The following is a 22,432-nucleotide window of genomic DNA, read 5'->3' as shown; positions in this document are numbered from 1 at the left end:
GCCGCAGACGCATAGCATCATTTGGTGGCCGCACTTCTCCAAGGCACAAGATATAGTGTTAACAGGGCTGTGGCAAGCCCGATTGCTCCAGTAATGGTTTAAGGTAACCGAAGGAGGTGCTTAACGCCTTGGGGCACTTATAAATTTCATGGTGTTAGCCGATCTGTGCAACGGTGCCTGAAGCGACATTGGCACATTGTGCACCCCACCTTTCAATAAGTTTCCGCCGCTTCTCAAATAGATCCGACCGTGCATAAGCCGCTTCGGCCTTGTCCTTGATCGAATGCGCCAGCGCGGCTTCTGAAACTTCGCGGGGCGTGTTGGTTCGTTCCTGCGTCCATGTTTTGAATGATGTGCGGAACCCGTGGACATGGACATCGTAGCCAAGTTCTTTAACCAGCTTTGAAAGGGTCATGTCAGATAATGGTCTCCCTTTCTTCGTTCCGGGAAAGACTAGTCCCTTGCCGCCGGTAAGCGTCTTGGATTCCAACAGGATTTCAACAGCGCGGGGCGAAAGGGGAATGCGGTGTTCGCGTTTCGCTTTCATTCGGCTGGCGGGAATGGTCCACTCTGCCTCGTCCAAATCAATTTCTGACCAATCAGCCAAACGAACTTCACCAGAGCGGGTGGCTGTTAGTATCAAAAGCTCAAGTGCCAGTTTTGTAGAAACACCGGCATTGCTTGCCTTTAGCGATTTTAAAAAGGCGGGAACATCGTTGTAGGGCAGCGCTTTACGATGGTTTGGGGTGCGCGTTTCACGAGGAAGTGCCAGCGCTTCGGTGGTTGCTGGATTGCTGACGCACATGCCTTCCGCAATGCCCCATCTAAAGACTGACGAGACACGGTAAACCAGCTTACGGGCCACGCCCGGCGCGCGTTCTCGTGCTGCAAGTATTGCTTGGCGAATGTCGGCGCTGGTTACGTCGGGAAGCGAAACAGAACCAAAGCGGGGGAAAATGTAGGTTTCTAAGGTAGAGAGAAATGCAGCCCGGTCCTTCGGGTTCTTCCATGTGGGCGACAGTTCAATGTGTGTCTTTCGTGCGGCCTCTTCGAAGGACAATACCCGTTTTGCTCTTCGCTTTTCTGCAATCGGGTCAAGACCCGCCAAGGCCATACGCTTGTTGTCCAATGCCTTTTCGCGTGCTTCGGCTAGGGAGGTGAATTGCTGGCTTCCCAGGCCTATCTCTCTTCGCTTTCCACGAATGGTCAGTCTTTGCACCCAGAATCGGCTTCCGTTTGGTTTGACCAACAGAAACAATCCAGTCCCTTTGCCGTCGTGATATTTGCCCGGCGCTTTTACAGAATTGACGAACGCTACCGACAGCGGCTTGTTGTTGGGATTAGGGTTCGGCATATAAATTCCCCCAATTGTTCCCCCATAAAGTGGTGGAACACAAAGGAACAATCAAGACGGTTTGGGAAACAAATTGTTGAAATAACTTAATTAAACCTAATACCTACAGCTCTTCTTGGACCGGCTTGGAACCGTAAATGGCGCTTCTCGGGTGCGCCATTAACTTCCTAATTTATTGTTCAATATGGGCAATTTGTTAAGCTCGTCGTTCCGCCAGAATTACTACGTAGGCGCGCTGTAGCGCGGTCAATTTCTATATGTTTGAATTGCGGATGGATGTGGGGCGATCGGTCTCTAGAAATTCGATTCCGAAATTTGTCCGACGCCCTTAAGAGGCAAAAAAATCTCTAGGCTTTCTCTTTGGTGCTGACGGAAAGCAAACTTGAAGTAATACAGTCGCTCTGCTATCAACCTATAAGAGATTAAGAATAAGTATTTTAAGATTTTCCGGAATATATTGAAAAATTTTTTTGGTTTTTTCGAGCTAATTTCCGGATTTCGGAAGTTGGAGTATGTTGAATGAGAACTGTTTTTCTGTTGTCGGCAATTTCATTGATGTCGTGGACCTACACCGCATCGGCTTACATTGATCCCGTAACCGGAAGCATTGTGCTGCAAACGCTTATCGGTGGTTTTGCAGCACTTCTCGTCGGGTTGCGTAACTTTCGTCAGAAGGTCTTCGGGCTTTTTGGAAGGGCGTCTGACACGGAGGTCGATGGGGCAAACCAGAAGTGACCTTGAAACCACAGCTGGACGACGGCTCATTCCGCGATCCAAGCGCCTATGTCTTCACCAAAGAAAACAAGGTTTATCGAGCGGTCACCAAAACCGGGATTGCTACCTTTCAGGATGTATATGAAAGCGGGATCCTTCATGATTTAGCAGAGTGCGGATTGATGATCGGCTGCAACCAACTGAAGGCGAGTCAGGAGCAATTGGATTTGTTCACTGGCGCCCGAAATGAAGCGGCAGTCGCTTTATTCGAGCACCCTGTTGTTCCGTTCCTCAGCTACCCTTACGAATGGGTTTTTTCGCAACTGAAGGATGCGGCTCTTGCGCATCTGGATATTCAGATCAAAGCTTTTGAGGCGGGGTTCGTCCTGAGCGATGCGACCGCCTATAATATGCAATTTCTCGACGGTGATCCTGTCCACATAGATTGCACCTCTTTGCGGCGGTACAAGGACGGGCAGGTCTGGGAGGGCTATAACCAGTTTTGCCGGCAATTCCTGTTACCGCTTTTGATCGAGGCGTGGAGTGGTTTGCCGTTCCAGCCATTCTTCCGAGGATCAATTGAGGGGATTGGCTTTGACCAGGCACTCAAGATCCTGCCACGTATAAAACTATTTACGAGCCCGAGCGGGTTTATGCATGTCTATCTTCACGGGCGCTCTGTCGCACGGGCCAGTTCCTCGACTTCAACCATGGGACATCCAAGGCACCTGAAGCCCCAGCAATATGTCGCGATTCTAAGGCAATTGCGTGATTTCGTGAGCGGTTTGCAATCAAAGCGGCGGCCCGCAAGCTATTGGAAGGATTACGCCGCAAAGAACACTTACACAGACAGTATGAAAGAAGCGAAGCTCGACTTCGTCAGGGCCTGGGCACAACGCAGTGGCGCGAAATCACTGATTGATGTTGGCGGTAACACCGGAGACTACACGCGGGCCACAATGGAGGGGGGAGTTCGTCGATCAACCATCCTGGACATCGATATCGATTCTATCGAAGTCGCTTATTTGCAAAGAAGGGATTTCCCGGGGGCAGTTCTGCCCTTGTTAATGAATCTCAGCGATCCGACGCCGGATATGGGCTGGCGTCAAAAGGAGCGTAAAGGTCTGCAGCAGCGTGCCAAAGCGGACGGCATGATTGCGATGGCCGTGATCCACCACATGGTTATCGGAAGCAACCTCCCGCTTGCTGACGCCGTAGATTGGCTGATGAGTATGGCGCCCTCGGGTGTGATCGAGTTCGTGCCAAAGTCTGATGCGATGGTGCAAGGTCTGCTGGCTTCGCGCGAAGACGTCTATTCCGATTACAGCGAAGATGCCTTCCGCAAAGCCATCATGGACCGGGCCGCAATTACGGCAGAGCATCGGTTTGAAGAGAACAATCGGGTCATGTTTGCGTATGAAACAGCTCACTAGAACACGCGTCTTTGCTTTCACAGCCGTATCCAGCGCGCTTCCTTTCTCAATGTTACTGGAATCCGGCTACAATGTTTTGAGCGCTGAGGTGATCTTGCTGACCGGTGTCGCTGCTCTGTTTGGAATAGGTTTCGGTCTACTGCTCTGCAAAGTTAGGTCACTCTTTTGGATATTCTTCTCGCTCCTATTTTGTGCCTTTTTGGATGCTTATTTCATAGGCCCGAGAGAGCTTACAGGTATTGAGCTCGCCTTGCTTTTGTACGGAATTTTGGCGGTTTTGTTTTTATTCGAAAAACAAGTCCTACCGGTTGTCACCGTGTTTGTGGTTTTCTTTTCAGTCAGTGCCCTTTTCGTGCCGCCGATTCACAACAAGAGCTTTGTAGCGGATCAAAACCAACAAGATCGCGCAGCAGCTTTGGTGGCTAAACCAAAATTGCTGCACATCGTTTTAGATGAGATGGGATCACCGGACGCTATGTCTGGTAGCATCGCGGAAGGTCATCCCGCAGATGATATATTGGATGACTTGGTTGCGCGGGGTTTTGAAGTGCGAACTCAAGCCGAAACAGTTTCGCCGAGGACAAAAGGATCGATGGGGGCAATAGCGGACCTGTCATTGGATGAAACCAACTTTGTAGAACTTGGTGCCGGAGACAAATTCTTGCACCGCGTAAAGTCGAACCGTCTTCACAAGGGGTTCGTTAACAGCGGATACGATGTTTCTGTTATCCAGACAGATTTCATAGACTACTGCCATGGTATCGATGAGCTGACATGTGAAACCTATAGCTCGTTTGGCGACAACAGTGTCTTTTATGATGAGCCATTCTGGCTTCGGTTGCAGATTGCAGGCATAGCGTTGCATCAGAAACTCGCGTTTGGCGGTCGGTCAGAGGTCAAGTTGTATCGGTCTGCAGCGTTTGTTTATTTCACTCTCAGTGACGCAGAGCGGTTGCAATTTCATAACTTCGCAGAACCAAAAACGGTGAAACGGGTAATGGATGCGATGCCTTCCCGGATCAAACAGATGCAGAATGGGGATGTATTGTTCGTACATCTATTGCTGCCACACTTCCCATACGTGCTTGATAGGGAATGTAATCTACTACCAATAAGCAAGTGGGGATATTCCCAGCAGTACTATGGCTCCGATCCGATGGACCCTGTTTACTATGAAGCCTACTGGGATCAGGTCGCATGTACGTATAGTTTGCTTGCCCCAACGCTGGATGCGGCGGCGGAAATCGAGGACCTGACGGTTGTCATACACGGCGACCATGGGCCCCGATTGATTTGGTACAAGACGAAAGTGAACCCCCTTTATATGCGTCAAACGATACTCGCGATAAGAGAGCCTGGAAGGCCACAGAGACTGATACGCCAACCGCAGATTCTTCAAAGTGTTATCCCGATTGTGATGGCACCTTATCTGGGTGAACCTTGAACCAAGAGTTCAGCAAGAGTTGCCGAAATACTATGGGGCATTTGAGGAAAGTTTCTAGAAACGCGGTGTATTCAGCCAATCTGCACGGAAGTTGGTATTCTTCATAGTGCGGGGGTGGTGCCCTAGAGGCGGGTTTGGAACCCCGGGCGCTGTAGGCGTTGAAAGATCTCGATTACTCCTTGACTTAATCGCTCGGGATTAACACTTACCGAGGAACGAAATTTGCGCTTTAGAAAGGACAGAAACATGTCGGTGACACAAGACGAACTCGCTGCGGCCCGTCAGGCTTGGGGAGAGGGGCTGATTGCCATCTCTAAAGCCTATGAAGAGGGTGGAATTGAAGCTGCGCGTCCGGTTGCCGAGGGTGTTCTGGATGCCGCCTATGGGTACAACCTGGGACCGGTTCTGTTTAAGCCCACGCTGGCGAGCGGCGACCAAACCTTCCGACCGACACGCACCGGCGCGCTGTCCTATTTTGTCGGTCACGACGCCGATTATCCGTTGGATGGCGGGTTTGGCCTAAAGGGCTGGCGCGAGATGGAATCTGTCACCTCAGCCAGCTTCATCGAAGGCGATGTAGGCATGTGGATGGGGTGGGTTATCCTGACCGACAAAGACGGCAATGTGACCAAGGTCGACAAGACCTTTGGCTACAAGAAAGACGCCGACGGTGCACTGCGGATCGTGCTGCACCACTCGTCTCTGCCGTATCAGCCGTAAATTGACAGAAGCCCGCCGCGAAGACCCTCGGCGGGCTTTTTATCTGGGCAAAAGCTGAGCAGCCTGCGGGACAGGATCGCCGAACTCTTTTCGGCTGTCTGCCAGCGCTTCTTGCACCAGATGTTCCACCAGATGGGGGAACAGGGTGGTTGGTGATGCTGCCTCCCACAGGAAAAACCCATAAGAGCCGGGGATCGGGTTGATCTCGTTAAACCAGACCTCTCCGGTTTCGGTGTTGCGCATGAAATCCATGCGCGGTGCCCCCCGCAGACCAAGAACCGTAAAGGCCTTGGCGGCGTAGTCATAGACGCGGTTTTTCAACTCATCAGAAATGTCAGGGTTGATGTCGCGGGTCAGAGAAAGCATCCCCTGAGAGATCGCTGTTCCGGCCCCAAGTTTGCTGCCACTATCAACCTGATTGCTGTCGCCCGAGGATAGGTATTTCTCTTTGAAGTCAAGCAGTTCCGCGCTGGACTTCGGGCGCTCGATGGCGGAAAAACAGATCTCTCCGTCGCGGAACATGACGGCGATGTTCAGCTCTTCCATGTTCTGGACCTGAGGCTCTACCAAGGCAAAGCTGTCCTCGCGCAGGGCATTCTGCAAGCTGACCAAAAGGGTCGCGCGGTCCTTGGCCAGACCGACCCCGACGCTGGACCCCAGGTTTGCTGGTTTGACGATCAAGGGATAGGCGAACTCTGCCTCGATCCGATCGCAAACGGCGTCAGCGTGGCGCAGTTCTTCGGTGTTGACCACTGCGTGGGGCAGGACGTTCACGCCAACTGATTTCACCAGCGATTTTGTCGCGTCTTTGCGCATGGCGAGTGCCGAATTCACCGCCGAGAACCCGGTTGTTGGAATGCCGATAACTTCCAGCATGCCCTGAATGCGACCGTCCTCTCCGAAGGGGCCGTGAAAGACGGGCAGGGCGCAGTCGATCAATGTCGTTTTGTCCGATCCGACATGGCGCAGACAGGGGCCCATTTCGCCCCATGCGAACTGGACCTCGGACAACCCGCCGGGTTTGGGGCGAAACTTGCCAAGCTGACGCAGCAGGGGGCCGTGGAAAAAGCGGCCCTCGAAGTTCATGTAAACCGGTATGACGTTGATTTTACGCACATCTGCGGCATCCATAAGCTGGTGCGCGCTGACGACGCTGACATCGTGTTCCTGACTGGGGCCGCCGAAAATTACGGCTACATTCAGCTTGTCCAAGGTCCTGTCCTAGCGTCGGTTGAATTCGTCTGGTAAGTATGTCGTATCACTATAAGAAACACCATAGCTAGTGGTGGCTGAAAAGGTATCCGGGGCAGTCCGAATGACGAAGATCTCTACGGTAGAGCTGGGGCGCAAAGATGCGTTTCCCGTGGTCTTTGCGCACGGTTGGGGGCGCGATCACAAGGACTTGCTGGCTACGGCAGAGCTTGTGGCGCCGTCGGCCCGCGTGATCTTGTTGGATCTGCCCGGGTTCGGGGAAAGCCCACGACCGGAGCCTGCTTGGGATACGATCGACTATGCCAAGGCCGTTCTGGCGCATCTGGACGGTTTGGGCGTCGACCGGTTTCACTGGGTTGGACACAGCTTTGGTGGCCGCATTGGCTTGCGGCTGGCCGCGATGGACGACAGCCGGGTTGAGCATCTGTTCATCGTCGCCGGGGCAGGGGTCAAGCGCCCAACGACGGTGTTAGAGCGACTGCGCGGCAAGCGCCGCTCTATGATCTTCCAGCAGAAAAAGGCGAAGGCCACGACGCAAGATGCCTTGATCGAATTAGAGCGCGAATACGGTAGCGCCGATTATGTCCAAAGCCGTGAGATCGGCATGCGCGACATTTTCCTGAAGACCATTCAAGAGGATCAGATTGCAGAGCTACCCAAGATCACTTGTCCGACCTCGTTGATCTATGGCCGCAAAGACACCGAAACACCGCCCGTAGTCGGCAAGCTGATCCACGAAGCGATCCCGCAGTCCGAGTATATCGAGTGCCCCGAATATGACCACCACTCGATCCTGTCGCGGGGGCGGCACCAGATTGCCACGATGGTTCTTGAGCAACTGAATGGAGGCGCGAAATGACCGCTTTGGCCGGCCTTCTTGTTCTGGTCTCTCTTGCCGCGCTGCTTTGGCAGCGTCAGCACACTTTGCTGACTTATTTCCAGCAAGAGGAATACGACAACACCCGCTTCTTCACAGCTTGGCAGAACGTCCGTCTGTTCGATCTGCGGGCGACGGCGACGATCGTGGTCGCTTTGGTTGTCATCGCCGCCGGGGCACCTTTTGTCGGTGTCAAACTGGCCCTTGCAGCCGCCCTTGCAGGCATCATGTTGATCGAACGGCGCTATCGGTTCAAGAAACCTCTGGCGATGACAGAGCGTGCGAAACGCCTTCTGTATCTGTCCTTTGCGCTAACCTTGGTCTTGGCGCTTCTGACGGTTGTTCACCCTCTTTGGGCGATCGTCGCGCTGCAACTGGCCCCGGTGACGCTGGTTCTGGCGAACATGGCCCTGAAGCCACTGCAGACCCGCGTGAACGAAGGGTATACGGATCAGGCCAAAGCCAAACTCGCCCGGCTGGACCCGGTGCGGATCGGGATCACAGGGTCGTTCGGCAAGACGACTGTGAAGCACATGCTGGCCGAGATTCTCGAGGCGTCAGGCTCTGTCTTTTATAGCCCCGGTTCGATCAATACGGTTCTGGGCCACACGCGCCACATCCGGCAGCGCTTGCAGTGGTCGCACAAGTATTTCATCGCAGAGATGGGGGCCTATGGCATCGGGTCGATTAAACGTCTGTGCGACTTCATCCATCCGACCTACGGCATCGTCACCGCAATTGGCGATGCCCATACAGAACGCTTTGGCAGCATCGAAGCCATCGCACAGGCCAAGTCTGAACTGGCGGAAGAGGCTTGTTTGGCGGGCGGCACCGTCGTGGTGAACATCGATGTGATGCAGTACGAACCCTTCCAGCGCCTGAAGAAGATCTATGACCTGCGGATGATCACCGTCGGCGCAGAGGGTTCGGACGTCGTGGTCGACGCGCAGGAAACGGACGGCGCATCTTGGCGGATTAGTCTTCACTCTAAGCTGGGGCTGATCCCTGACGTGACCTATGACCTGCCGCTGCTTGGTGCGCACAATGTGACCAACTCGGCGCTTGCGGTGACGTTATCACTGGTGATCGATCCAGAAATTGCGGATCAGATTCCGTATTTCACGAAGACGATCGCGCAGGTTCCGCACCGTTTGCAGGTGCTGGATACGCCGGGTTCCGCATTGATTTTGGACGACGCTTATAACTCGAACGAGCAGGGGTTCATGTCGGCGGTTGCCTCGATGGACAAGCTTGCCAAGAAACGGGGCGGTCGCCGCATTCTGGTGACACCTGGTATTGCCGAGCTCGGATTGGAACATGATCGCGTGCACGCGCGACTTGGAGAGTTCTGCTCGGATCGCTGTGACACAGTTTATGTGATCAACCCGTCGCGCATCCCAAGCTTTGCCGAGACGATTGATGCGGACAAGGTTACCGTTGTCGAGGTGCCTAGTTTTGCCGCCGCCCGCGCTGCGATTGCCAAGGACCTGAAACAGAAGGATGTCGTACTCTACGAAAACGACTTGCCTGACCTGCTAGAGGAAAAACGTCTGCTGTGAGCACTCTGCCTGCGTCCCTTGATGATCTTGGGGCGCTGCCTCCAATCCCAGAGCTTCCGGCGTTTGACACATCCGCTTATCGCAGTGTCCCAGTCGATCTGACGGCCCCAGAGCAGCAAGAACCGCTGGTCGATATTGCGGACTTCGATATCGCAGGAGAGGCCTATTACAACCGAACTGACGGGCAAAACCTGCCTTACGGCTGCCGGTTGAACGGGGCGATCCCGCGGGTTTTGGTCCGCAGCGGCGTTGCGGAACGGCTTCGGCGGGTCAATGACAGCCTTGCCCATCTCAATCTGGAACTGTTTGTCTGGGACGCCTATCGCCCGGTGGAAACCCAAGCAGGGCTTTGGGCGTTTTTTGAGACGAAGTTTCGCCACGCCGACCCGAATGCGAACGCTGATAAGATCGAGGCGCAGGTAAGGCGCTATGTCTCAGATCCGCGCGCGTTTCTGCACGATGATCCTACGACTTGGCCGACCCATTTAACGGGCGCCTCTGTCGATCTGACCCTACGAAATACCGCCAGTGGTGCGCTGCTGGAGATGGGCGCACATTTTGATCAGATGGAGGATGTCGCCCAGACAGTTTTTTTTGAAAGCAGCCTGCGCAATGGCGAAATCGCCCCAGATGATCGGCGGCTTTTGCACCGCAGGCTGCTGTTTCATGCGATGACCAAACAGGGGTTTACGAACTATCCCCAAGAGTTCTGGCATTTCGACTTTGGTAACCAAATGTACCAGTTGGTCTGCGCGATGACCAAGCAAACCAAGATCGAACCCGCCCGGTATGGGGCAGTTTTCCCGAATTAAATTATTGATTTAACGGTGATCCGACTTCACTTAGCCAAGCCCGATGTCGGCTTAAGAAATCCAAATTTTTGGGGATTGAGCAAGTTCGTAATTTGTCGGCTACATGCCACTTCCAGCGCTTTTTCAAGCACAAAAGCAAAAATATTTCTTGATTGAACACGTTATAGGCAGTCTTCTGCCGAAAGGCGGCGTTTTGTCGCAATTTTATTTAAGAGCGGTGTTCGGACGCGAACATGGCCATTTTGGATATATGAGATGACTGTAGCTTATTCGCCAAAGTCTCCTGAATGCCATAGCATTCGGTCCCTCTCGATTTTGAAGGTCTTGCAGCTTTGCGCGCTTATGCTGATCGGCAGTCTCTTTTTCCAAGCCGCAGAAGCCCAAGAGACCGTGACTGGGGTGAACCCGATGGAAGGGTTCGAGCATTCCGAAATGGCGGGCTTTAACCTGACTGGCCGCCACGCCGAGATCATTTGCGAAAGCTGCCACATTGATAACAAGCTGGAAGGGACGCCGCGCGACTGTGTATCCTGTCACAATGGTGGGATTGCTCCGGGCAAACCCGCGACGCACCCGGCGGCTGGAAATACCTGTTCGGATTGCCATACCACACGGAATTTTGTGCCCTTCGCCTTTGATCATGTGGGGATCAATCAGGAATGCGCGACCTGCCACAACGGCAGCAAGGCGCGTGCCAAGCCTGCAAACCATATTGCGGCCAGCGACAGCTGCGATGATTGCCACGTCACGACCGGGTTTCAGAACGCTCGTGTGGATCACACACAAGTCATCGGTGTCTGTGCGACCTGCCACGATGGTGTGACGGCTCCTGGCCAGCCGGTCGATCATATTAAGGTCGGTGATGACTGCGCCAGTTGCCACTCTACTTTCCAGTTTGCGGGTGCAATTCTGGATCACAATCAGATCGATCAGCCCTGCGCGACTTGCCACAATGGAACAACCGCTGTTGGTAAGCCCGTAAATCACATACCTGCTCCCGAAACCTGCGGAGACTGTCACACACCTTTCTTCGAGCAAAGCTTCACGCAGGTCGATTTGGACCATGATGTGGTGCCGGGCGACTGTGTGTCGTGCCACTATCCGGGAAATCCAATTGGTGCCCCGTTCCAACCCGCAGCGCATCCGCCAGCCAGCAACGAATGTTCCGAGTGTCATGACACCTTTGCGTTCAGCATTGGCCGAACTTTCGACCACGACGAGGTCGTGGGGAACTGTGCTGATTGCCACTTTACCGGAAATTCTTGGGGGGCGCCCGTGCCGCCGGTAGAGCATGTCGAAACATCAGAAACCTGCGATGGCTGCCATACAAGCACTGACAGCTTCAGCCTCGTCAGTTTCGATCACACCTATGCCTCTAGCAGCCCGACAGCCTGTGTGAATTGCCACAGCAACGGCAGTTTTGTTGACGGTTTCAGCGCAGCTTGGAGAGCCAAGCCAACTGGCGCACATACTGGCACAAGTGACAACTGTGGATCGTGTCACGAGCCAGGGACGAATTGGACAGTTTCTTCGATAGATTTCGAGCACAGCGAGGTGACATCGTCCGATTGCGCAAGCTGCCATGTTGGCGGCGGTCTGGGCGCTCCTGGACCGACTTCATCAGCACACATTACAGGGATCACTTCGACGAGCTGCGGATCTTGCCATGATACCGATGGCTTTGATGTGTCATTGGCAGAGTTGGATCACAGTCTGATTTCTTCTTCGGACTGCGCACTGTGCCACCAAACGGGTGAACTTGGAGCGACGACACAGCCAAGTTGGCACTCCTCGAATGGCTGGCAGTATTCGTTCACCTGCAGTAGCTGTCACACAACCGCACCAACCAATGGTTTTGGTTCGTCAGTATCGTTTGCTTCTATGACCACACTGACATTTTACATCACCGGTTTCCCTCCGAGTGCTCCGGGTAGCCGTTATCCAGAAGGGGACCCGGATGCAGATGCCGGTTGTGTTGATTGCCATAGCCGTTTCTAGGGTGGTGGTCTCGGAACGATAGAAGTCAAATTGCTACGACAAACTTTTTTAAATCGAAAGAACGAGGGCAGAAAATGGGACGCATAAGAGGGATTGGCATTTTCGCCTTGGCGCTTCTAGTCGCAGAGCCCAGCTTTGTTGTTGCGCAGTCCGTTCGAACGACTCCAGGGATCGAGTCCCAGTTCCAGTCGGCGCTGACAGCTATCCAGTCAGACCAATATATCAGGGCGACGCAGCTACTGACGTCATTGGTTGGAATGCCAGAGCATGTGCATAGTCAACGTGCCCAAGAGTTGCTGGGAAACGTGCGCGAAGCCAATCGGCAACTGGCCCATGCTGTTGCCGAGTACCGTATCTATCTGCAGAAGTATCCTGAAGGGGAGGGGGCGGCCCGCGTGAGTGCGCGGTTGAGTGCGATCCTTAGCGGGGCCCAGCCAAGACAAGTCGATCCGAGTGTCGTCGCTGCAGCGCCGCGTCAAGACATTCAACCCATACCTGCTGGCCAACGTCCAAGTGAAGACCGCAGAACATTTGGTATTGGCGGCGTGGGCGCTGCGGCTGCAGCAAGCGATAGAGATGTCATTGAAACGGGTGGAACGATTGTAAAAGATCGTGGATCGCTTCGTTTGACATATCGCTACAACGAAGGTGAGACGATCCTCACAGAACTGACACCGGACCCGATACCTAACGTGGAAGAGCGTGAAGACGACGTTTTCGAAAACTCTTTAACGGCAGGGTTGCGTTACACACGAACGGTAGAGGACGCGAACCGGAAGCTGACATTCGCAATTAGTGGTTCTCACGAACTTGATTTCGAAGATGACGATGACGAGTTCCGGCTTCATGAAGCCTATGTAAGCTTATTGAGCAAAGAAAACGGATCCGAGCTGACATTCGGTCGTCATCGGCTGCGCCCAAGCGGTATCGCCTATCGTTTGGATGGTTTGTCGTACAAAACACCAATGGAGAACGGTCTGGAGATTGGACTTTTCGCCGGTATGGGAGTTGAAAGCACGCGGGATGACCCATTTAGCGGTGATGCCTACCTTTTGGGTGTAAGTGCGACCTATGAGCAGCTTCCAAACGATGGAGAAGTCTCTGTCTACTTTGTGCAAGAGGAAGAAGACTCTTTTTCCCTGCGCCAAGCGATTGGGGCAGAATACCGCGTGAACCTAGGCAGTAATTATCTGTTCCTGAACGGGGAATATGACCTGCAACTCAACGAGCTGAACCGAGTTCTTGTGACTGGTACCCGTGTGTTCGAGAACCGCTCTCGTCTGACAGCACGACTGGCACATTATCGCAGCCCCGGCCTTTCTTTGGATAACGCTTTGATCGGTCAGGATGAAGACACTCTCCAAGAGTTGAGCGATGCTGGCTTTACTGATAGCCAAATCGAACAAATGGCTGTGGATCGGGCTGCAAAGGTCAGCACCTTCGGTCTGACCTATTCGACGAAGCTGAATGACAGGTGGAACCTCTCCGCTTTCGGGAGCCTCTATTATACGAGCGGAACACCAGCCTCCTTTGACGTGGCCGCTACAGAAAACGGCGGTGTCCGCAGCTATGCTGGCATACAGTTATCTGGTTCAGGGATCTTTAAAGAACGAGACCAGATAAATCTTGGGTTGCGCTACTCGCACAGCGAAGACAATGATTACGCTTTGGCGACTGCATCACTTCTTTACCCGGTCAACGAAAAGCTTTCGCTACGACCGCGGGTCCGTGTTGGTTATCGAGACTATTCGGAGGGTCATCAGTTGACGATCGCCCCTTCAGTCAATCTTCGCTACAAGTTAAATGATCAAACCAACCTTAGTGCCGAAGTTGGGCGCACTTGGAGAAACGGCGAAAGCTCTTCCTTGGAAGAAGAGCGCAACGATACCTTCGTGACTTTGGGGCTGTCTCGGCGGTTCTAGATCGCAACGCTGGCTGGCGACAGGTTAATTACACCCGGCGGAGGCCCATTTGCGAACGTTCGATTTGAACGTCCCGCCGTACGGGTGCAGTTTTGCCAGAGAGTTGTCCGAGTTTCCCGCGACATAGAACTGCCCTTGCTCGCACAAAAGCTCGCGCGTCCATTGGTGGCAATTGGTACACTTCTGACCCTTCCACAACTCTTCCGGGACACCTTCGAATGGGGGGTAAAGCGGAGAGCCGTTGATCAGTTCTGCAATCGCCTTGCCCTTGATATGCGGGTCGCCTTCGGGAAGGGGGGCATCAAAGGCCAGCCGCGGTGCCGCGCCAGTGCTGGGCTTCGGTGTCGGCATTGCCAGCAACAGCGCGCGGGCCTGACCGCTAAAGCTGCCATTGGGGTGAACGCGCAAGAACAGTTTGATCTGTTCAGGATCCGAACTGTTTTTAACAGAGTTCCACAAGTTGGCCTCTGCCACGTTGTCCAGCGCGCCGGGGGCAGGTCGGTTGAAGTAGAAATCACTGGTAAGTGACGAACTGTCCCATGGGGTCTGTGCCCCGCCGGTCTGGTTGATCACGCGGATGCGGACGGCTTTCGAGACCTGTTCGATCGGTTGGTCGCTGCGCGCGATCTCGTCAGCCAGCGCAAGTGTATAGGGGCTGTTGCCCTGTGTGCCGTCCAGCGCGACGTTCCCGGGAGAGGTCGCATAGGCGATGAAACTGCCAGTTGGCGCATTCATCTCGGCCAGTCCCTGGCTGTCGAAACCACTGACGTTTTCAAACGGGTTATTGCGGCAAGCGTCCAGAATAACGATCGAGGTTTTCACACGGGCCGAAAACAATTGGCGCACGATCCAATCAGCCTCTACCCCGTAAAGATCAAGTTCGGTCTGGTGAGTGATCTGAGCGTCAACGGGAAGAAGGTAGTTGTTTCCGAAAGACTGTACCGCGTGGCCCGCATAATAGAACAATGCCGTGGTCTCGGGCCCCGCATTGCGCAGGTCGCGTCCGAAATCAGCAACGGCCCGTTTCATCGCAGCTTGACTGGCGTCGGCCAAGTGCGTGACCTTGAAACCTACGGCTTCAAGGGTACTAGCCATCAAGGCTGCATCCGACACAGGGTTGTCCAGAGGAGAGATGGCTTGATAAGCGCCATTACCGACGATCAGGGCAATCCGCTCTTCCGCGAAGGCGGTGCCACCTGCCAAACCAAGCCAAAGAAAGCAGGAAAAGAGGATATGTTTCAATGTCTTCTCTCCAAAATCGGTCGGTTCATCCGCGAGGCCAGACCAGTAATATACTATACATAAATCTAATGTTTCGGCCAGAGAGTCGTAAAGGCGTCTCTTGGCGGTCTTATGACTTGGGTGGCTCAATAAACATTTGCTACCAATGAAATAAACATTTGGTACTATGAATTATATTTAGAATTCAGAGGTGGAAGATGACTATTTCAATCGCCCAGTTCGGAAGACTTCTCGTTCGAATTTTGCTTGTTCCGGTATTTCTGGTCGCGGCAATGACCGCTGCCATGGCGCAAGACAACCCCTTTGCTCCGGGATGGGATTTAGATCCAGCGGGATCCTACATCCGCTTCATCTCGACAAAGAATGTAGATGGCAAAGAGGTGGTCGAGACCCACTCCTTTGCCACGTTCTCAAGCGTGATCGAGCCGACTGGCGATGTGAAAATTGTGGTCAAGCTGGAATCCGTCGATACCAACAACGACCTGCGCAACGTCCGGATGCGCTTCTTGTTCTTTGAGACTTTCAAATTTCCAGAGGCGATCGTGACAACCAAGCTGACGCCTGAAATGGCCAGCGGTGTGCAGTCCTCTGGTAGCTCTCTGATGACGATGCCCTTCAACTTTGAAATTCACGGTGAGGCGCGTCAGGTCAGCACTGATATTACGGTCACGGCCGAGGGGAATGACCGGATAGTCGTGAACTCGGCCCGTCCGTTCCGGTTCAGGGTGGCCGAGTTCGGTCTGCAGAATAATCTGACCAAAATCGCGCAGACGGCAGGTGGTTTCCAGATTGTGCCAGAGATGGATGTCATTTTCCAATTGGCCTTCAACCGCCGCGCTGGCGGGTTTGGAACGCAGGTGGTTACAGCTGCACCGGCACAGCCCGCACAACCAGTTCAGCCAGTGGCTCTGGAAACCCAAGGCGAGTTTTCTTACGAGGAGTGCACTGGCCGGTTCGAGATTCTTTCAGAGACAGGGAATATCTATTTCTCGTCAGGCAGCGCACGGCTGCAACCTGACAGCCGGTTTGTCTTGTCCGAAATCACCGACATCATCAAACGTTGTCCGCGCCTGCGGGTGCTTATTTCTGGCCATACCGACAGCGATGGAACGCCAAACTATAACCAGCGCCTGTCAGAGCAACGGGCTCAATCCGTGGTGCAGTACCTGATCCGCGAGGGCATCGATCCGCTGCGTCTGTATTCAGCAGGCTTTGGTGAAGACCGCCCGATGGTGCCGAACGACAGCCCGTTCAACAAAGGCCGTAATCGTCGGATTGAGTTCTCGCAGTTCCGCTGATCCCTCAGCTTTCACGGGCAGGCGCTTGATTTGCCCGATCACCGGAGTACCGCGATGTTCCCTGAGATTGGTCACTACGCTCTGATCCTTGCGGCCACGGTTGCAGTACTGCAAGCGGTTGTACCCTTGATCGGTGTCTGGCGACGGGATGCCAACCTGCTGGCCTTCGCAGGCGCCTCGGCGCTTGTGCAGTTGCTGTTTGTAGGGGTGTCCTTCGCCATTCTAGCGCGGGCTTTTGTTCTATCCGATTTCTCTGTCCTGTTGGTGGCCAGCCACTCAAACCCAGATATGCCGACGCATTTCCGTTTCTCAGCGACATGGGGCAATCACGAAGGATCGTTGCTGTTGTGGTGCCTGATCCTTGCGATCTTCGGTGCGGCATTGGCGCTGTCTCGGTCTGTGACCATCCTGCAAAAGGCCCGCATTCTGGCGGTGCAGGGGATGATCGCGGTGGCTTTCCTGTCGTTGGTTATCTTCACATCGAACCCGTTCGAAAGACTGACGCCAGCACCGCTTGTCGGTAGAGAACTAAATCCCTTGCTGCAAGACATCGGTCTCGTCCTGCACCCACCGTTCCTTTATCTGGGCTATGTTGGGTTCTCGATTGTCTTCTCTTTCTCGGTTGCCGCGCTGATTGAGGGGCGCGTTGACGCGCTGTGGGCCCGTCAGGTCCGTCCGTGGGTGCTGTCTTCGTGGGTGTTTCTGACGATTGGCATCACGCTTGGCAGCTATTGGGCCTATTACGAGCTTGGTTGGGGCGGTTGGTGGTTCTGGGATCCTGTCGAAAACGCCAGTTTCATGCCCTGGCTGGTTGGTACCGCCCTGTTGCATTCGGTGATCGTGGTAGAGCGGCGCCAGACGCTGGTTGTCTGGACATTGTTGCTGGCGATCTTGACATTTTCACTGTCGTTGCTGGGTACATTCGTTGTGCGCTCGGGCATCATCACCAGTGTACACGCCTTTGCCTCTGATCCCGCGCGTGGGCTATGGATTTTAGGTATACTTGCACTCTTCACGGGCGGGGCACTGACACTGTTTGCAGCCCGCGCTTCGGGCTTTTCTCAGACAAGTGCATTTCGCATCGTCAGCCGCGAGGGCGGGCTTGTGCTGAACAATATCCTGCTGTTGGTCGCGACAGGGACAGTCCTTTTGGGTACGTTCTATCCGCTTCTGGTCGAGCTTGTGACGCCCGAGAAAATCTCTGTCGGACCGCCGTATTTCAACCGCAGCTTCATTCCGATCATGGTGCCATTGATGCTGGCGCTCAGCGTCGGAGCCTTCCTGCGATGGAAGCGTGATCGTCTGCCAGACGCGCTAAAACGCCTGCAATGGGTCGCCGTTGGGGTTGCCGCGCTGATTGTTCTGGGTGTCGCCGTGTTCGGGTTTAGCAATGTGTGGCCGGTGCTGGCGCTTGGGCTGGCGGCCTGGTTGGTACTGGGCGCCATTGCGGTACTGCTGGCGCGCTTCCAACTGAACAAAGGTTTGCCACGAGCCTGGCAGCTGGCTCGGAACACGCCACCCGCGGTTTATGGGATGGTTATGGCGCATGCCGGGCTTGGGTTGCTGGTCGCCGGGATCACGGCCGTAAGCGCTTGGCAGGAAGAGCAGATCGTATCACTTCCCATTGGTGGGGCGGTTGATGCGGGCAGCTACACGTTCACCTTGGACAATGTCACCATCGACCGGGGACCTAACTATGAGGCGCAGCAAGCTTTCATCAGCGTCACCAATGGCGACAAGTTGATCTCCAACATGCGTGCAGAACGCCGGTTCTATCCCAACAGCAGTAACGTCACGACCGAAGCTGCGATCTCTCCGCGCTTCCTGACCAATCTCTATGCCTCGCTTGGCGGGCCTGCGGATGGTGGGCAGTGGGTCATTCGTGTCTATTATCACCCTCTGGTCTTGCTGATCTGGTTTGGCCCGTTGCTGATGTCGCTAGGGGGGGTCGTTTCCCTTGCAGATCGCCGGTTGCGCCTTGGGGTGACCAGCGGTCGTGTTCGAACGGGGCGGGGGGTCAAAGCATGATCCGGTTGATTGCCGTCTGGTTGATCACGCTGGTCTGCGCGATGCCAGCCATGGCCGTAAACCCCGACGAAGTGCTTGCTGATCCCGTTTTGGAAACGCGGGCTAGGGACCTCAGCAAAGACCTACGCTGCGTGGTCTGCCGCAATCAAAGCATCGACGATTCCAACGCCGGGATCGCGCGGGACATGCGGATTGTGTTGCGCGAACGGTTGGTCGCGGGGGATACGGACCAAGAGGCATTTGATTATCTGGTCGACCGATATGGCGCCTATGTACTTCTAGACCCGCCCGTGAACCCGACGACTTACCTTTTGTGGGTCGGGCCGCTTTTGTTTTTCCTAGCTGCTTTGTTTGGCTTTTCCCGCATCTTCCGTAAGGCGCGCGCTACAACAGACCTGGTGGAAGAGCTTTCTGACGAGGACCGCGCCTTGGTCCGGTCGCTGTTGAATGATGAGGAGACCTTATGACCCTTTGGGCTGTATTCACCCTATTGCTGGGGCTTGCCGTGGGCCTTTTGCTGCCCAGTCTTCTGCGTCGTTTCAAGAGCGAGGATTTCGGTGCGGGCAAAGAGATGGCGCATTTTAAATCGCAACTGAAAGAGCTGGCCGAGGAAGAGACGCGGGGCGGCATCAGCAGCGACGCAGCCGAAGAAACCAGACGAGAGATCGAGCGCCGAGCTTTGGCTGCTGCCAAGTCAGAAGGTGTTGAACACGTAAACCCAAGCCGCGACCGCACCCGCCTGATTGCAGTGGCACTGGCTGGTGGCTGGATCGTTATTGGCAGCGTGGTCCTGTATTCGGTCATCGGCGAACCGCGCACCTCCTCGGCGACACGGGTTGCCGAAGCCCCGCAGGCGCTGTCACCGATTGACCGGATGGCGCAGGCGCCTGTTTCGTCGCCGACCTTGCCGTCGGCGCCGTCAGAGCAGCCCTTGGCGGATGTGAACACCCTGATTGACCGGCTTGCCGCGCGGTTAGAGGAAAATCCCGGCGATGTAGCGGGCTGGCAGATGTTGGGCTGGTCTCATTTGCGTATGGGCAACTTTGATCAGGCGGTGTCCGCCTATGGCCGCGCGACGGCACTTGCCCCGCAGAATGCTGACCTTCAGGCGGCCTATGGTGAGGCTCTGGTTCAAAGCAAGTCGGGTGAGATTGATGACACGGCGATCGCGGCCTTTGACGCAAGCCTTGCCGCCAACCCCGACAATCCGCTTGCTGGTTACTACAAGGGTATCGCGCTGGAGCAGGCCGGGAACATCGACGGGGCGGTCGCGCTGTGGGCACGCGCATTGCGCAACACACCGCCTGACGCGCCGTGGGCCTCGGACTTAAGGGACCGATTGACCGCCAAGGGGCAGGGCGGGATGACAGATGAAAACCTTTTACCGCCCCAGTCGACTTTGCGTAACCCGACCTCGGAAGAGGTTGCTGCCGCCCAGGAGATGAGTGCATCTGACCGGCAGGCAATGATCATGGGTATGGTTGAAGGTCTCGCGGAACGTCTGACAGACAGCCCGAATGACCCGGAAGGCTGGGTTCGGCTGATCCGATCTTATGCAGTTCTTGGTGACCGCGAGGCCGCAGGTGACGCCCTGCGCCGGGCGCGGGCCGTGTTTCCCAACGAGTCACAGCAAGCCCAGATGATCGAAAACACCGCCCAGGCGCTTGGCCTGAATTAACGCGAGCGTCGGCGCCGGCGACCGCTTGCCTCGCCCCCGGCGTTAAAGGTCACGTTCGGCAGCTCAACAACGCGGCCGAGGATCGGGAAAGGCTCTGCCGAGTTCGGAATGTTCGAGGCATTTACGAAGTGCTCTTGGAAGCGCGGCTCGATCGCGGTTTCAATCTTTTCGATCTTGCGCACGGTCGCTTCGATCTCGGCGCGGGCGTCAGTGTTCAGCAGAGCGATCCGCGCACCTGTCCCCGCAGCGTTCCCGGCAGAGGTGACCTTGTCCAATTCGCAATCGGGGATCATGCCCAGAACCATCGCGTGTTTCGGGCTGATATGCGCCCCAAAGGCGCCCGCCAGAATGATCCTATCAACACTGTCGACCTCGAACTTATCCATCAATAGGCGCGCACCAGAGTAGAGCGCGGCCTTGGCCATCTGAATTTCTCGGATGTCGCGATTGGTAACCGTAATCTTGGGCCCACCATCGGCGCTGCCATCCCAGACCAGATAGGAATAGGTGCGCCCGTCTAGGAAGCACAGGTCCGTCCCGGTTTGCTCGGGCGAGCCGATCAGGCCGGGCCCATCAACGATGCCCGCCATGCGCATTTCAGCAACCAGCTCGATGATGCCAGAGCCGCAGATCCCAGTAATGCCGGACACCGCGATGCTGGCGTCAAAACCTTCTTCATCCGACCAAAGGTCCGAGCCGATGACTTTGAACCGTGGTGCCTTGGTCACCGGGTCGATCTCAACCCGTTCAATCGCGCCCGGCGCTGCGCGTTGCCCCGAGGAAATCTGCGCGCCCTCAAACGCTGGCCCCGTGGGAGAGGAGCACGCCAGCACCCGATCCTTGTTCCCCAGAAGAATTTCCGCATTGGTGCCGACGTCGACGACCAGCATCAGGTCGTCGGACTTGTGGGGGGCTTCGGACAGGGCAACTGCGGCCGCATCCGCGCCGACATGACCGGCGATGCAGGGCAGAATGTAGACCCGCGCAGCCGGATGCAAAGACAGGTCCAGTTCTGCAGCGCGCAGGTGCAATGCGTCGGAGGTGGCCAAAGCAAACGGCGCCTGTCCCAATTCGTACGGATCGATGCCAAGGAACAGGTGGTGCATGACCGGATTGCAGACCAACACGGCTTCGACAATCAGGTGCGGTTCAATCTGTGCTTCCTCGGCGATCTGAGAGAACAACTGGTTCATACCCTCGCGCACCGCCTTGGTCATTTCCTGATCCCCGCCGGGGTTCATCATGCCATAGCTGACGCGGCTCATCAGATCTTCGCCAAATCGGATCTGTGGGTTCATCAGCCCGGAAGAGGCGACGACCTCTCCGCTTTGCAGGTCGCACAGATGCGCGGCGATGGTGGTCGAACCCAAGTCGATCGCCAGGCCATACAGGGTGCCTTCGTAATACCCCGGCCAGATTTCCATGATCTTCGGCGGCTGGCTGGCATCGCCCAGATGCACCGCGACCGTGACCTTCCAATCGCCTTTGCGCAGAGCTGTTTGCAGAACGTGCAGAATGTGCAGATCGGTTTTTACGCCGGTCAGCTGCCATTGGTCTTCCAGCGCGGCAATCAGCCGTTCCAGATCGCCAGAGGGGTCGTGCATATCTGGTTGCGCGACTTCGACATAGAACAGCTTGGTCGAGGGCTGCATCGTGATTTCACGCGCTTCGGCGCGTTTGCGCACGACCTGCTTATGGACCTGACTTTCTGGCGGGACATCGATGACGATATCTGCCTGAATGGTGGCCTGACAGCCAAGACGGCGACCCGGTTTCAACCCGCGCACGCGGTCATAGCGTTCTTCGACCGGGTTTATTTCGCTGATCGCGTCTTTGGAAACCTCGACCCCGTGTTTCGGGAAGCTTCCGAAGGACGGTTCGACTTGGCACTTTGAACAGATCCCGCGCCCACCGCAGACAGAGTCCAAATCCACGCCAAGGGACCTTGCCGCCTGAAGCACAGGTGTGCCGATCGGAAAGCGTCCGCGTTTACCTGAGGGGGTGAAGATGACCAGAGGATCTTGCGTCATGGTGGGCCACTGCTGATTGTTTGCGAGGGACAATAACGCTTTCGGCGGCAAGGGAAAGGAGCCGCGTATGATTTTCTAGCAAGTAGCGCAGGGTAACCGCAGGTTTGTCGG

17 protein-coding genes are annotated in these 22,432 nt (G+C 55.3%); 13 read left to right on the top strand and 4 right to left on the bottom strand.

The window, feature by feature from the left end:
- Positions 1-154: 154 nt before the first annotated feature.
- The gene (locus CLM58_RS13820; protein ID WP_095596473.1) at positions 155-1,354 is read right to left on the bottom strand and encodes a tyrosine-type recombinase/integrase; all 1,200 of its coding nucleotides are present in this window, start codon (positions 1,352-1,354) and stop codon (positions 155-157) included.
- A 519-nt stretch (positions 1,355-1,873) separates the two neighbouring features.
- Here CLM58_RS13820 and CLM58_RS13815 point away from each other — a divergent pair.
- The 4 genes from CLM58_RS13815 to CLM58_RS13800 all read left to right on the top strand — a co-directional run bounded on the left by CLM58_RS13815 (position 1,874) and on the right by CLM58_RS13800 (position 5,665).
- Positions 1,874-2,089 (top strand): hypothetical protein, encoded by a 216-nt coding sequence (locus CLM58_RS13815; RefSeq protein ID WP_095596472.1) that lies wholly within the window; start codon positions 1,874-1,876, stop codon positions 2,087-2,089.
- A 2-nt stretch (positions 2,090-2,091) separates the two neighbouring features.
- Positions 2,092-3,501 carry a class I SAM-dependent methyltransferase gene (locus tag CLM58_RS13810; protein ID WP_143226575.1) on the top strand — a complete coding sequence of 470 codons (1,410 nt, stop codon included), beginning with the start codon at positions 2,092-2,094 and terminating at the stop codon, positions 3,499-3,501.
- Positions 3,485-4,945 carry a hypothetical protein gene (locus CLM58_RS13805; RefSeq protein WP_143226574.1) on the top strand — a complete coding sequence of 487 codons (1,461 nt, stop codon included), beginning with the start codon at positions 3,485-3,487 and terminating at the stop codon, positions 4,943-4,945. Before CLM58_RS13810 ends, CLM58_RS13805 begins: the two co-directional genes overlap by 17 nt.
- A 246-nt stretch (positions 4,946-5,191) precedes the next feature.
- Positions 5,192-5,665 carry a phosphoribosyl-AMP cyclohydrolase gene (locus CLM58_RS13800; protein WP_095596469.1) on the top strand — a complete coding sequence of 158 codons (474 nt, stop codon included), beginning with the start codon at positions 5,192-5,194 and terminating at the stop codon, positions 5,663-5,665.
- A 39-nt stretch (positions 5,666-5,704) separates the two neighbouring features.
- Here the strand turns inward: CLM58_RS13800 and CLM58_RS13795 are convergent, their stop codons facing one another.
- Positions 5,705-6,877 (bottom strand): ATP-binding protein, encoded by a 1,173-nt coding sequence (locus tag CLM58_RS13795; RefSeq protein ID WP_095596468.1) that lies wholly within the window; start codon positions 6,875-6,877, stop codon positions 5,705-5,707.
- Positions 6,878-6,980: 103 nt separating this feature from the next.
- Here CLM58_RS13795 and CLM58_RS13790 point away from each other — a divergent pair, with 103 nt between their 5' ends.
- The 5 genes from CLM58_RS13790 to CLM58_RS13770 all read left to right on the top strand — a co-directional run bounded on the left by CLM58_RS13790 (position 6,981) and on the right by CLM58_RS13770 (position 14,045).
- Entirely contained in the window at positions 6,981-7,736 is a 756-nt protein-coding gene (locus CLM58_RS13790) for an alpha/beta fold hydrolase (protein ID WP_095596467.1), read from the top strand.
- Positions 7,733-9,313, top strand: coding sequence for a Mur ligase family protein (locus CLM58_RS13785; protein WP_095596466.1), 1,581 nt, complete (start codon positions 7,733-7,735; stop codon positions 9,311-9,313). Before CLM58_RS13790 ends, CLM58_RS13785 begins: the two co-directional genes overlap by 4 nt.
- Positions 9,310-10,125, top strand: coding sequence for a M15 family metallopeptidase (locus CLM58_RS13780; RefSeq protein WP_095596465.1), 816 nt, complete (start codon positions 9,310-9,312; stop codon positions 10,123-10,125). The genes CLM58_RS13785 and CLM58_RS13780 overlap by 4 nt, the downstream gene beginning before the upstream one ends.
- A gap of 342 nt (positions 10,126-10,467) precedes the next feature.
- Entirely contained in the window at positions 10,468-12,123 is a 1,656-nt protein-coding gene (locus CLM58_RS17035) for a hypothetical protein (RefSeq protein ID WP_158221915.1), read from the top strand.
- A 74-nt stretch (positions 12,124-12,197) separates the two neighbouring features.
- The gene (locus CLM58_RS13770) at positions 12,198-14,045 is read left to right on the top strand and encodes a TonB-dependent receptor (protein ID WP_095596463.1); all 1,848 of its coding nucleotides are present in this window, start codon (positions 12,198-12,200) and stop codon (positions 14,043-14,045) included.
- A gap of 24 nt (positions 14,046-14,069) precedes the next feature.
- Here CLM58_RS13770 and CLM58_RS13765 read toward each other — a convergent pair whose 3' ends face one another.
- Positions 14,070-15,287 (bottom strand): caspase family protein, encoded by a 1,218-nt coding sequence (locus tag CLM58_RS13765; RefSeq protein WP_229666095.1) that lies wholly within the window; start codon positions 15,285-15,287, stop codon positions 14,070-14,072.
- A 197-nt stretch (positions 15,288-15,484) separates the two neighbouring features.
- Here CLM58_RS13765 and CLM58_RS13760 point away from each other — a divergent pair, with 197 nt between their 5' ends.
- Genes CLM58_RS13760 through ccmI form a run of 4 tightly spaced genes read left to right on the top strand, consistent with a single transcriptional unit; the run spans position 15,485 to position 20,291 of the window.
- On the top strand, positions 15,485-16,585 hold the full coding sequence (locus CLM58_RS13760; protein WP_095596462.1) for an OmpA family protein: 1,101 nt from the start codon (positions 15,485-15,487) through the stop codon (positions 16,583-16,585).
- Between the two features lie 54 nt (positions 16,586-16,639).
- Entirely contained in the window at positions 16,640-18,613 is a 1,974-nt protein-coding gene (locus tag CLM58_RS13755; protein WP_095596461.1) for a heme lyase CcmF/NrfE family subunit, read from the top strand.
- Positions 18,610-19,080: a cytochrome c-type biogenesis protein gene (locus CLM58_RS13750; protein ID WP_095596460.1), complete on the top strand. Its 471-nt coding sequence runs from the start codon at positions 18,610-18,612 to the stop codon at positions 19,078-19,080. The genes CLM58_RS13755 and CLM58_RS13750 overlap by 4 nt, the downstream gene beginning before the upstream one ends.
- Positions 19,077-20,291: a c-type cytochrome biogenesis protein CcmI gene (ccmI, locus tag CLM58_RS13745; protein WP_095596459.1), complete on the top strand. Its 1,215-nt coding sequence runs from the start codon at positions 19,077-19,079 to the stop codon at positions 20,289-20,291. Before CLM58_RS13750 ends, ccmI begins: the two co-directional genes overlap by 4 nt.
- Here ccmI and CLM58_RS13740 read toward each other — a convergent pair.
- Entirely contained in the window at positions 20,288-22,321 is a 2,034-nt protein-coding gene (locus tag CLM58_RS13740; RefSeq protein ID WP_095596458.1) for an ASKHA domain-containing protein, read from the bottom strand. The genes ccmI and CLM58_RS13740 overlap by 4 nt on opposite strands.
- Between the last annotated feature and the right edge of the window lie 111 nt (positions 22,322-22,432).

Source organism: Actibacterium pelagium (assembly GCF_002285415.1).
Lineage (GTDB): Bacteria > Pseudomonadota > Alphaproteobacteria > Rhodobacterales > Rhodobacteraceae > Actibacterium_B > Actibacterium_B pelagium.
This window is presented reverse-complemented; position numbering and strand designations above follow the sequence as displayed.